Source organism: Flavobacterium sp. C4GT6, assembly GCF_036347315.1.
In the GTDB taxonomy this organism is placed as follows: Bacteria; Bacteroidota; Bacteroidia; order Flavobacteriales; family Flavobacteriaceae; genus Flavobacterium.
In genome coordinates this window covers 146,703-160,995 of the sequence record NZ_JAZGZU010000008.1, presented here as the reverse complement: position 1 = coordinate 160,995, position 14,293 = coordinate 146,703, and the positions used below count along the sequence as shown (strand labels likewise).

Below are 14,293 nucleotides of genomic sequence, written 5' to 3'. Positions count from 1 at the left end.
ATTATTTGAAAAATAATTTAGGAAATGCTGTTTCCGGTTTTTGCTTTAACAACTGTACTTTATATAGTGATAATGCATAACCGGTGCCGTAACCATAAAACTGAATAAAGACTGCCACAACCGAAAGTAAACCTATTTTAAGGCTTTTATTTTGTATGGCCGACAGTACAAACAGTAAACAGAAGTACAAAATATAAACATCTATAAAAAAATGCACATTAATTAACAGTACTATAAGAGAAAGAAGTAGTCCAAACATAAAAAGTGACGGAAATAAAAATACCGGCTTTTTATATTCGGGATGCCAAACATCCAGTATTGGTCTTGCCTTTCCAAACTTGTTTACCTGTATGTAAAACTTGTTCCAGTCTATACGTCGTTTGTGGTATACATAGCTATTTTTAAAAAGCATGGTGGTAAATCCCTGTTTCCATAAACGTATTGAAAGATCGGGGTCTTCACCCGGATGAATGTTACCAAAACCTCCCGAAGCCTCAAATGCTTTTTTGGAAATTCCCATATTAAAACTACGGGGCTGAAACTTTTCTATTTTTTCTGATTTTCCTCTTACTCCACCTGTAGTTAAAAAAGAAGTCATTGTAAAGTTGATAGCTTTTTGCACATCGCTAAAAGAATCAAGCGCTGCATCGGGTCCGCCAAAACAATCAGTATATTGCTTTTCAAGATTATTGGCAACACTTTGCATGTATTGCGGTGGCAGTATACAATCAGAATCCAGAATAATAAAATAATCTCCCTTTGCTACCCTCATACCGTAGTTACGGGAATCTCCGGGACCACTATTGGGCTTAAAATAATAGGAAACACTAAGCCTGTCGCTGTAATTATCAACAACATTTTTACAAGTAACAGTAGAACCGTCTTCTACAATTACAACTTCAAACTCTGATTTAAATGTTTGGACTGTAAGGCTTTCCAGTAATTCCTGTATTTCGTCGGGCCTGTTGTAAACAGGTATAACAAGAGAGAAAAACATTAAGCTAGCTTTTTTTAACAAAGTTAGTCTTAAAAAAGTAAAAAGCCACCATAAAACTGGTGGCTTTTCTATTTTTTTTAAACAAATGTTTAAAAGGTATATTTTATAACAGTCTTACTGTTTTTTAATCACCCTAATTGTTTTTGTTGCAGTATCGGTAGCAACATTTACAAGGTAAGTACCATCTTGTAGTGCACTCATATTTACTGTACCCTCAAGAGCATTTACTTTTTGTGAAAGCACTTCCTGTCCTACCATGTTATACACTTTTACTGTAGTGATTTGTGATGAGTAAGATATAGTTAAGACATCTTTAACCGGGTTAGGCCAGTAAGTAAACGATGCTAAATCAAACTCTTTAGAATCAAGCGTAATTGTTACCGTTACAGCAAATGGTTCACTGCTACAACCGTTTACAGTTTGCACTGCATAATAAGTTGTTTCGTTCTCTACCTCTGTACCTTCTGTAAGAGGATTTTCTCCAGAAAGAGCATCTTCCTCGTTTGCATACCAGGTAATTTCACCACCTTCAACACCGGTTACTTCAATATCTTCAATAGCAGCACCATAACCGTTTTCTACTTCGATATCCTGCATCTCATCTCCCTGTGGAGCCGGAATTATATTTATGGTAATAGCTACTGCTACTCTTTCACTTTCACATCCGTTTACTATTTGAGATGCATAGTATGTTGCTGTTTCTAAAGCCGTATCTTCTGCAAGGGCTTCACCTTCTGTTTCGTTTGCATACCATACAATATTGCTATCTTCTGTAAGAAGATTTGCTACTGTTGCAGCACCACAAAAATCAAGCTCTTCACCAACATCAGGAAGTTCTGTAACATTAACGGTAACCTCTACATCTGCATTAACAGAACATCCAAAGATGTTAGTCATAGTTGCAGTATAATTTACAATTCCTGCAGTTTCAGATTTAAAGTATACTGTTGCAGCATTTTCACCTTCAGTATAAGGCTGTGTAGCTTCTTCATCTAAATACAGATTTTCAACTGATGACCATGTTACTTCATAATCTACATGATGAGCGAAACGAATGTTAGGCCTTTTCTCAGAAGATCCATTAGAACTGTATGATGTAAGAGCATCAAAACTTGCTACTCCAGCTGGAGTCACATTGTCTTTAGCACCATAATAAACACTGTCAAAATCAGTATCAGTTGTCTTAGTTCTGGTACCGCTTCCGTTTCCGTTGTTACCTTGGTTATGAACAACTTCTACTATAAGGTTACCACCATTCCAAACATAAGGTGTAGTTAAAGTAAAGTCTACAAATCCTGTTGTTCCGTTTACAGGAGTAAAGTTTTGATTATAAACAGTAGTCAATAATGTCGAATCTATAAATCCGCCTTCCATGTTAGCATTAGTTGTAATACCTAATCTAATAGTTAGATCGTTACATGCATCATCAGTAGAAGCAAAGAAATCAAAAGCTATTGTATTAATTTCTGCACCTACAAAAATACCCTGAGCCATAAGCTCTTGTTCTGTATATAGAATTTGGGTTTTTACTCCTCCGTAAAAAGCACTAAATGGATTAGGGTAACTTGTTGTAGACGGAGCTGTAGTACCATCTCCGATAACAGTTTCAGCAGAGTATTCACTATTTACTACTGATAATGGTATAACTGTCGATCCGCAAGCTTCAAAGCTTTCTTCTGCAAATTCTACATCCTCAGGTAAAGGATTCACCTGTACTGTAAATGTTATTACATTTATACAGCCAGAGTCTGCATCTGTAGCTGTAACAGTATAAGTTGTTGTTACTTCAGGAGAAACTGCAAGCTCTGCCCCTGTTAAATCTCCAGGCATCCATGCATAAGTATACCCTTCGTTATCACTTACAGCAGTAAGTGTAGTACTGCCTCCGTTACAAATTGCATCCTGAGTAGTACTAATTATAACAGCCGGAGCTTCGTTAACAACTACTTCAACCTCTTCACGCTCTGAAAAACATAAACCATTACCATTAAAGATAAACTGTGGTCTTACAGAATATGTATTTACTGTACCACCTTCAGTTGTTGCACATGCATCTGCTCCCGAAGTTGACGATGAGAAATAATGGGAAATTGTAGATACATACTCAGTCGCATCTGATTTTACGGTTCTACTCATTGTAGCACCTGACGATGGATTACCATGACAAAACTCTACAACTATATTTGATGTACCATCCCAGTTAAAAGGAGTATTGAAATAGAATGTATTTATACCAGAAACCGGCATGTATACAGCATTAGTATAAACAACACTAAAGTCATTATTTGCTACAAAACTCTCCATAGCTGTAGCTGTAGAAGCACCTATTTTTATAGTAAGGTCTCTCATTGCATATGAACCTACAGAAGTTACATCTAAACCAATAGAGTTTATATTACCTGCAGATAGTCCTGACGCTGTAAGCTCATCTGCTGTTATAAGGTGCTGTGTATGGTTATTACTCCATGATGAATAGAATGGATTAGAATTAGTACTTGTTGTACCACTACCATTACCAACCTTTACGTTTGCCCCAAGAGATACTTGTGCACTACTCACGTAGTAAGAAGTTGTCTCTGTTATGTAAGGTGTTTCAAACACATTTCCTGTTGCTAAAAGTTCACCACCTTCAGCCTCAGCATACCAGTAAATATCACCATTTGTAGTAGATGCCTCTAACACGGTAGTTCCCTGACCACAAATATCAGCAGGCTCTTCAATAGTTAAATCAGTTTGCTCACATGGAGTCATTGCAAGTACAGGACCAACCCAATCACTAACAGTATCAGTATCACAGCTGGATCTAATCCAAATATAGTTCATTACGCCTAAAGGTAAATCTGCAACTGTTGCTGTTAGCACACCTGCCTCAACGCTACCTGTCACCTCAACATCTGAAGCAGGCATTTCGTTAGACTGAGAAACATAGTATTCATATCCGTTAGCAGGAGCTACAGGAGCTGCTGTCCATGAAACCTGAGCTGATGAACCATTTAATTCATTTAAAACAGGATATTGCGGTAACGCACAAGCAGGCTCTACATCAACTTTAAAGTTATCTATATAGAACCTGATATCTGGTGAAGTATCTTCACTATATCCGTAAAAACCTATTTTAACAATACCTGTGTAACCTTCTAAAGAAATAAATTGGTGTACACCACCTGCAGGGATATTATCATTATCAAATGTTACAAGTACATTAGCCTCGTCCCATGTTAATCCGCCATCGGTAGAGATGACTACCTGACCATATTTGTCTTCCATATCAGTAACAGGTGTACTACCGGTCCATGGAAGTATTGAAGCATCAAACTCTAACTGGTAGGTTATAGAACCGTCACCTAGATCAAAAGCCGGAGAAATTATCCACTCATTATCTTCATCATAAAGATTAATAAGAGCAGCTGTACCGTTACTATTTGACCCTGAATTATTATAATTACCATTTGTCCAAGTACTTGAACTTCCGGTTAAAGTAACTGCAGTGCCAAGCGCTCCGGTTTTTTCCTGCCAGCAGCTATCTTCTGTATTGCCATCGTAATCACTAAAATCATACACATAAGGAAGTGTAGTAACATCACACTCTGTAACAAACGAACCTCCACTTACCCATTCACTTTCTGATCCGTCACAGTTACTACGTACCCAAAAATAATATTCGGTTAAAAATTCTAATCCGTTTACTGTTACGGTAGTTGCATCTGCTATATTCCCAGACACTTCTGTAGTATCATCAGGAGCCTCATTTGTAGTAGAATAATAGTAATCAAATCCTCCGGCAGGTAAATCGGCCGCAAATTCCCATGATAACATTACATTATCTAAACCTACAGTAGCTGCAAGATTTTGTGGTGTGTTACATGATACTTCGGTAACACTTAAATTATCAAGAGCTATTGCTTGCTCATCACCTCCGCCTCCGTCATTTCTCCATTCAAAAACAATTCTTGCAACTCCTCCCTGATATTGATCTACATTTACAACAAAAGAAGCTGAAATAAACTCTCCTTCAGAAAGGTTTAACTGAGCTACTTGCTCTCCACCAGAAGATGAAGATATTTGTGAACCAGCCTCTAACGTATAAGTTGTAGGTACAACCCAAACCCTAAGATAGTCATAAGTACTTTCTCCTCCACTTTTCCAGTCAAAAGAAATTTCAATCTGTGCAAGATCTTCAGGAATTACAACATCTCTATAAGCCTGTACTACAGAAGTAGTATGGCTATATGAATTAGTAACACCACCATCATTACTTACGTAAAGTGCAGACGTGCCTCCGTTATTTACAGCATCACCAACAAACCACTGATTAGTTTCTTCACCATTATTTAGAGTTAATGAAGTTCCGTCTTCAAAATCTTCTTCAAAAGGTAAAGCTACAGGTGTATTTAAACTGGTAAATTCAACAGGACCAACCCATCCTGTAGTACCATCAGTACTACAGTTAGATCTAACCCATGCATAATAATGTGTTACCGGAGTAACATCAATATCAACCTGATTATCTACTACATTCCCGGTTGGTTCTGTAGTATCTTCGGGAGCTGTAGCCTCCTGAGAGATATAATAATCATACCCTCCTGAAGGTGCAGTAAACAATGCCGGCCAGCTTAAAGTGGCAGAATCTGCCGTATAATCTGTAACCTCTAAACCACTAACAGGCATACATGCTGGTGGTGGTGACATTACAAACTGAACTTGTGGTTTAAAACTGTTTGTTGAATACAAAGCTGAATTACAAAGACCGCTTGTATCACTATAATAGTATCTGCTACTGGATGATTCGTCTCCATAAACAAACACGGTACCATGCTGAACTCCACTACCTGAAGTATAAGTCGCCGGACCATAACACAGGTTAATTACAATATTACTAACACCGTCATATAAAAACGGAGTGTCAAATGTAATCATGTTATATCCTGTGGCTGACGGACTGTAATCTCCATTATAAACCTCTGTAAGTTCCCCGTTGTATTGCTGAGAAACATTTGTAGCATTTGTAGTAGCAAGACTTACTACATAGTCAGGAAGCGTTTCGGTTACCGAAGGAGTAGCTACATTCCAGCCTAACTGGTTAATGTATCCGGCTCCCCCGCCAGCTTCCTGTATTTCCTCGGCAGTATAAACTACCTGATAACGGATATACTTGTAGTAAGCTGTAGTAGGACCTAAGCCCACTGATGAGTTGTTAGCACTAACGGCATCGCCGGTTCCCAAAGTAATTGTTTGAGCATTTAACATACCCGGTAAGGTGACCAGGAACATAAAGAATAACGAATGCAATAGCATGCTCCGTCCCTTTATGCTTTGGCATAAGGTAATTCTTTTCATGAATAATTTGGTTTTAATTAATTAGTTTGCTAAAAATATAAAAAATAGACTACAAAAAGTTTCATTTTTAACATTTTTCTGGTTTTTTATTAAAAAAACTACATTTGTTATATTTTAATGAAAATTAACTGTTAAAGTTTATTTTTAATTAAAAATTCAATTATTCAATAATCATAAAATGTTATGAATTTTAAACTAATGTTAAAAAAATATTAATTTGTTTTATATTAAATGCAAAAAAGCCACCTGAAATCAGGTGGCTTTTAGAGTAAATTCATAAATAACCTTTTTGAAAAGTTATTTTATCAATTTAACAAACTATTGCTTTTTAATAACTCTAATAGTTTTTGATGCATTTTCGGTATTTACTATTACTATGTAGCTACCGTCTGAAAGACCACTCATATTAATAGTTCCCTGTAGTGCATTTATTTGTTGTGACATAACCGGCTGTCCTAATAAATTATAAACTGTAGCCGAAGTTATACTTGATGAGTAAGAAACATTAAGTACATCTTTTACCGGGTTTGGCCAGTAATTAAAGTTAGTTGTTTCAAAATCTCTTGCATCAAGTGTTATAGATACTGTTACTGCAAACGGTGCACTACTACAGTCGCCTATAGTCTGTACAGCATAGTAAGTACTACCTGATGTTACAACAAAATCAGAAGAAAGCGGGTTTTCGCCGTTCATTGCATCTTCCATAGAAGCATACCAGTTTACCTCAGCACCTTCAGCAGCAATCACTACTAAGTCTTCTATAACAGCATCATTATCCGCCATTACTTCTACATCCTGCATATCCTCACCTTCAAGATCTGGTACAGTATTAATTGTTACATTAACCGCAGCTCTTACAGCACTTTCACATCCTTCATACATCATAGCTGCATAATACATACCACCATCCATAAGTTCTGTCTCGGCAGCTAGAGGCTCACCACCTGTTTCGTCTGCATACCACATAATATCATCACCGTCAGCCATTAAGTCAGCCACAGTAGCACTTCCACAGAAAGCTTGTTGAGCATCGGCCATTGGAGTTTCAACTACGTTAACAAATACTGCCACCGGAGTTCTTACAAGGCTTTCGCAACCGTCTACAGTTTGAGATGCAAAGTATAAAGCAATACCAGCCTCAAGTTCTGTTTCAGGAGCTAATGCCTCACCACCTTCAAAATCTGCATACCATTGAACGTCTGTACCAGTAGCCATTAAATCAGCAATAGTACCTGCGTTACATATTAATTGTACATACTCTTCTACAACCGGAGATGGTGTTGTGTTTACAGTAGCTGTTACTGCTACTCTTACAGCACTTTCACAACCGTTTACTGTTTGTGAAGCATAATATACTGTAGCATCGTTAAGCATTACAGTTTCAGCAAGTGCATCTCCGCCGGTAGCAGAATAGTACCAGTTAATCATTTCACCCTCAGCAGTTAAATCTGCTACAGTAGCACCTGCACAGAATACCTGAGAAGCCTCAGCCGTTGGAGCCGGAGTTACAACGATTGTAAGATCTGTTGAAGCAGAAACCGAACAACCAAACTCGCTTGTTACAGTAACTGTATAGTTAGCATCTGCCAAAGCATAGTAGTATACTGTTGCTGCTGGCTCACCCATATAAGGTACTGTAGCTGCCGCATCAGAATATAATCCGCCTTGTGGCGACCAAATATAATCTACAGGGTTAGTAGCACCTGTAATGTTTACATTATATTCTTCATACTCACCAAAACCTGTCCATGCACATGATGATGTTGCCTCAGACTGTGTATTGTAGCTACATAGTACTCTCATTCTTGTAGTACCGTTGTAAGCTGTAGTAGGTATGGTTATATCTCCCGTTACAGTTGTAGATGAAGTTACACCCGATGTAGTTGTGAATACACTTTCGTCTTCACTGTAAACACCATCCTGGTTGTAATCAATCCAAACTCTTAAATACTGACTCCATGTTGCACTACCTGTTTGCATTGATAGTGTATAAGTGTCACCACCAGTTACGTTTGCAGTAAGTGCACTGTAGTAAGTATAATCTGCAGCTGCATCACCTGAATCATTGTTTGTAATATTTGCAAATGAGAAACTGTTTAGGTAGTCACCAGATGCACCAGGGTTGTTCATTGAAATTTCACAGTACTCTTCTGCAATAATTGTACTACCTCCTGAAGCTGCAAGTGCAACAACAGAATTTTGACAAACATCTGCCATATCAGGAGTAACAGAAACTGCTACCGGAAGCGGGTTAACTACAATTGTTATCTCTCCTACTTCCACACAACCTGAATCAGGATCTGTAGCTGTTACCATATAAGTAGTAGTTTCTACCGGAGATACTGTTTGCATAGCACCAGTTAAGTTACCAGGCATCCATACATACTCGTAGTTCATGTTGTCACTAGATACCGAAATATCTGTACTCTCTCCTTCACATATTGTTGATTCACTAGCCATAAGCATAACATCCGGAGCATCAGTCACAGTAGCTGTAACCGCCATTCTCGGGCTTGAACATATAGCTGTACCATTAATTATCATTTGAGCTCTGTTTGCACTGGTAGTTGTATTACCAGAACCACCTACAGCACCTGTAGTTGCTGCACAAACAGCATCTGCAGTTTGGTTATCTGCATAAGTATAAGTTGTACCTGTATACCCTGCATTGTCATATAATACTGTTGATGATGAACCTCCAAAGTTTACGTTGCTGTAACAAACCTGTACAACAATGTTACTTGTACCATCCCAAGCAAACGGAGTAGTAAACGCATAAGTGTTTACACCAACTGTTAACGGCTGAGCCGCATTAGTATATACCTGAGTTAAACCGTCAACATGAGTATTTGTAGCTTCATTTTGAGTTGTAGTACCAACACTTACCGCAAAGTTGTTGAAAGTAGATGTACCTAAGGAAGTAATTGTAAAGGCTACCGAATTAATAGGACCTGCATATAAACCTGCCGCTTGTAAATCAGAAGCTCTTAATATATATTGTGTTTTAACACCACCCCAACCATGATAGTATGGAGAGCTACCACCACTTGAACTAGTGCTTTCACCAGCACCAAAGGTTAAATCAGTATCGGCAACAGGAGAACCTGCACTTACATAAAAATCAGTAGTTTCTGTAACTAAAGGAGTAGTAAACATTTCTCCCTGTCCTAACATAGTACCACCTTCGGCAGCATCATACCAGCTTAATACACCATCAAGTTCGGTAGTTGCAGAAAGTTCTGCTTCTCCCTGTCCGCAAACAGTACCACCTTCTGTAGTAAGTACTTCAGGGTAATCACACATAGTAGTAAACACCTGAGCTACACTCCAGTCACTGTAAACATCTGTACACTCTGTTCTTACATATACATAGTACATTGTAGATGGCATAAGTCCTGTAACATCTACAGAAGTTTCTGTTGTCATATCACCTGAAGCCGGAGCAGTATCTGTAGTAACAACTGCATACTCATAACCTGTAGGAACACCTACAGTTGGAGCTTCCCATGAAAGTGATACACCATTTTTAGTAACGTTAGCAGGAGCTGCCACTACAGGAACATCACAAGACGGAGTTTCCTCTACAAGTATGTTTGTAATATGGAAATCATAATCCGGTGAGTTATCTGTTGGTCCGTCAGTACCCTGGAAACCAATCTGAATCGTTTGCCCTACAAAATCAGTAAGCGGTAAAGTGAAATCAGTAAGAGAGTTTGTTAAAGTAGCTGTGTTAGCTGCTTCAAATACATAAAGTGAAGTCCATGTAGCGCCACAGTCAGTACTAACAAGTACGTTAACTTTATCATCAGTACCCTGCATACCGTCAGAGTCTGCACTACCGCTATTATAGTTAGTTATAGCAGCCTTGAATTTAAGTCTTGAATTTACAGTTAGTGCAATTTTAGGACTTATTATCCATGAGTTCTTAGTATTAGTATATAAATTGATTTTTGCAGTTTTAACACCTAAGTTAGTGTTACTTACCCAGTCTGAAGTCAATCCGGCAGGGTTAGCGTTTGTAGGCTCTGTACCAGCAGATGTAGTAATTGAAGCCTCAAACCACCCCGGTACAGCAGTACCTAAGTTAGAACCTGTAAAATCGGTAAAATCATTTGCAACAGGTAAACCTGCAGCAACACCCGGTACATTTACTGTTAAAGTATTAGTATCGGTAGTTACGTTGATTAAAGTATTGTATGGGTCAGAACCACAACGGTTGTACTCATATACTTTTACATAATACATAGTACCACAAGCTAAACCTGAAACGGTTACTGATGTACCTGTACCATCATAAACAATTTGCTGACCAGCACCGGCAAAAGTACTGTTTGCAGCATAAGCAGCAATACCTACACCATCTGCAGGATCTGTAATTGGTGTATCACTTACTACAACCATTCTGCGACCACCATCACCGCTTGTCCAGCTAAGTGCCATAGAAGTAAAACCAATATTACCTGTCACTAAAGCTGAAGCCTGTGTAGCAGGAGCTATTTGCGGAGTTAATGTTACTACTGTAGAGTAAGCATCTTCTGCACTGTTTGTACAGGTAACTTTTAAACGATATTGAATATCTGCTCCTGCATAAGCTGCCGGAGTATAAGCAACAGTAGTTGCACCTGTACCACCTGTAGCATTAGCCCAGTTAGCACCTGCATCTGTAGATTCCTGCCACTGGTAAGTAATACCCGGTAAAGCATCAGTAGCTCCGGTTACCGAAATAACTGAAGGTGTAGCTCCAGTACATACGTAACGTAAAGCAGGGTCGTTTACTGTACCACCCGTTGGAGTACCTGAACATGGTGGTGGTGGGTCAAACCTGTAACCATTACCATTACCAGGCCATGCACTTGCAGTAGAAGTAGAAGTAGAAAGACCATTCAAAGCATTTTGATAATTGCCCGAACCACCTGTTCCGTTTTCTATACCAATAGATCTTCCTGTATTAACAGTACCGGTTGTAGAACCATATAAGAATTCAACTCTACCAGGGTTTGTTGAAGCCGGTCCATATATAACAACCATGTAATTAATATAGTTTGAACTAGTTTCACTAAATCCATTAGCTACAGCATTACGCCATTCAAAGGCATAAATATCTGTACCTATGGAACCGTGAACCATACTACCTCCACCAGTTGGGAAGTTAGCCCCACCGTCGCCAAACCAAGCAGCTAAAGTGTTACTTGGAGCAGTAGTAGAAAAAAGGTTACTGGCACCACGGCTTTGTGATGAACTAATACCCATTTGGTCTCCCATACCAACCCATCCGTTGGTACAAAAAGTTGCCTGAGTAAAGGTGTTACCATCGTAGGTAAACGAGAAAGGAAGAGTAACCAAAACGGCACCATCATCCTGATTGTTTGACATACCTGTACTTAACCCGGCATTGGTGTTAATTACTGTACCACCCGCTATTTGGGTATAGGTAAGCCCAGTAAGGTCGGTTTTAACATAAGCACTTACCTGCGCAAATGCTTCATTACCCGTTGCAAAGAAAGCGATACAAAACACAAGGCAATACCATAGTTTCATACCCCTTTTTGCAAAGGAAGTTTGTGTAGTTTTTTCCATGTAACATCAAGTTTTAATTAATTGTTAATAAAATTATAATTTTTTACCCTAAAAAATTGATAATATAACAATAGGTGACATTTTTATTAAAAAAATTGATTTTGTTACATTTCATTAAATTTTTTACACAATATTCCTTTTTTATCTAATTATTTATTTTTTAAATAATGTTTTTATGCTAATTTTTTAACAGACAATTTTGTCAAAATGAAAGTAAAACCCTAAAATGAATAAAAAAAAGTCCCGATAAGGGACTTATTGTATAATATACCATAAAAGTTTAAAAATTATTCCTGTTCAGGATATAACATATCCATAACTTTTGCGCTTACTCCGGTAGAAGAATATCCTCCGTCGTGAAATAAATTTTGCATGGTAACCATTCTGGTAAGATCTGAGAAAAGTGTTATACAGTAATCTGCACACGATTCGGCATCTGCATTACCCAGCGGAGCAATAGCATCTGCATAATCGTAAAAATCGTTAAACCCTTTAATACCTGTACCTGCCGTTGTTTTTGTAGGCGACTGTGATACTGTATTAATACGTACTTTTTTCTCTACTCCATAGTGGTAACCAAAGCTTCTGGCGATAGATTCGAGCATAGCTTTAATATCAGCCATATCAGTATAGAAAGGATAAGTTCTTTGTGCCGCCATATAAGTTAAAGCTACTACACTCCCCCCCTCATTAATAGCATCAAGATGTTTTGCTACACTAAGCATTTTATGCAGTGATAGTGCCGAAACATCTACACCTTTCATAAAATAATCGTAGTTAGAATCCACATAAGGTATTTTTTTACGAATGTTTACACTCATACCTATAGAGTGAAGCACAAAGTCTATTTTACCTCCCAGTATTTCCTGAGCTTTAGTATATAAATTCTCTAAATCCTCCGTATTAGTAGCATCTGCAGGGATTATCTGTGAGCCGGTTTTTTCGGCAAGCTCGTTAATTTCTCCCATTCTCATGGCTATAGGAGCATTAGTTAACACAAAAGTTGCACCCTGTTCATGAGCCTTTTCGGCAATTTTCCACGCTATAGAATTTTTATCTAAAGCTCCGGTAATAATACCTCTTTTACCTTTTAACAGATTATTCATAATTTAAATTATTTTGGTTAGAAACAAAAAACCCTGCAAATTGCAGGGTTTCCCATATGCTTTATTGTATACTTTCAATAGGCACAACCTCATTTACATCGGCTTTATAATCTACTCCTTCGTAGTCAAAACCAAACAGGTTGTAAAAATCTTTTCTGTACCCCTCAAGATCACCAATTTCATTTAGGTTTTCGGTTGTAGCCTGTTCCCAAAGTTCGGCAACTCTTTGTTGAATATCATCACGCATTTCCCAGTCATCTATTCTAATACGTCCTTTCTCGTCTACAGGGATAGCACCACCTGTATAAAGTCTGTCGGCATATAAACGCTGCATTTGCTCTACAGTACCTTCATGAAGACCTGCTTCTTTCATGGTTTTGTAAAGTAATGAAATGTATAACGGAATTACCGGTATAGCCGAACTTGCCTGAGTTACTAATGCTTTATTTACGGATACAAATGCTTTACCGTTAATATCTTTAAGTGCATCTGAAATTTCGAATGCTGTAGCTTCAAGATGGTCTTTTGCACGACCAATAGTACCTTTTCTGTACACCGGTTCTGTAAGTGCAGGGCCTATATAAGAGTAAGCCACTGTAAGTGCTCCATCTGCAAGTGCTCCGGCATCTTTAAGCGCTTTCATCCACATAGCCCAGTCTTCACCACCCATTACGGTTACAGTATTCTCAATATCATCATCCTTACATGGCTCGATAGAAATTTCTGAAACCTTGCCGGTATGGAAGTCTACCGTTTTATTACTAAATACTCCGCCTATAGGCTTAAGTACGCTACGGTGAGTTACACCTGTATCAGGATGAGTACGTACAGGAGAAGCAAGACTGTAGATTATTAAGTCTACCTGTCCTAAATCTTCCTTAATAAGATCTATTGTTTGTTTTTTAATTTCGTTTGAAAAAGCATCACCGTTAATGCTCTTAGCATATAAACCGGCTTTGTGAGCTTCTTTTTCAAAAGCTGCCGAGTTATACCATCCCGGTGATCCAGGTTTCCCTTCGCTTGGTGCCTTTTCAAAGAACACACCTATTGTAGATGCGTCACTACCAAATGCGCTGGTAATTCTTGATGAAAGTCCAAATCCGGTTGAAGCACCAATAACCAGTACTTTTTTAGCACCGTTTATTGCTCCTTTAGACTTTACATATTCAATTTGATTTTTTACGTTTTGCTCAGCTCCCGTTGGGTGGGCAGTTAAGCAAATAAATCCTCTCATTCTTGGTTCTATAATCATACCCTCAAGTATTTTTTATCAAAT

General features: G+C 38.2%; 5 protein-coding genes. All 5 read right to left on the bottom strand.

Annotated features, from left to right (window positions below):
• Position 1 precedes the first annotated feature (1 nt).
• On the bottom strand, positions 2–997 hold the full coding sequence (locus tag V3Z67_RS11410) for a glycosyltransferase (protein ID WP_330443431.1): 996 nt from the start codon (positions 995–997) through the stop codon (positions 2–4).
• 114 nt (positions 998–1,111) lie between these two features.
• A complete protein-coding gene (locus tag V3Z67_RS11405; protein WP_330443430.1) occupies positions 1,112–6,334 on the bottom strand; it encodes an Ig-like domain-containing protein in 5,223 nt (1,740 codons plus the stop codon).
• A 318-nt stretch (positions 6,335–6,652) separates the two neighbouring features.
• Complete coding sequence (locus V3Z67_RS11400; protein WP_330443429.1) at positions 6,653–11,911, bottom strand: Ig-like domain-containing protein; 5,259 nt, start codon at positions 11,909–11,911, stop codon at positions 6,653–6,655.
• A gap of 287 nt (positions 11,912–12,198) precedes the next feature.
• Complete coding sequence (locus tag V3Z67_RS11395; protein WP_330443428.1) at positions 12,199–13,017, bottom strand: enoyl-ACP reductase FabI; 819 nt, start codon at positions 13,015–13,017, stop codon at positions 12,199–12,201.
• 61 nt (positions 13,018–13,078) lie between these two features.
• Positions 13,079–14,269: an enoyl-ACP reductase FabV gene (fabV, locus tag V3Z67_RS11390; protein WP_330443427.1), complete on the bottom strand. Its 1,191-nt coding sequence runs from the start codon at positions 14,267–14,269 to the stop codon at positions 13,079–13,081.
• Between the last annotated feature and the right edge of the window lie 24 nt (positions 14,270–14,293).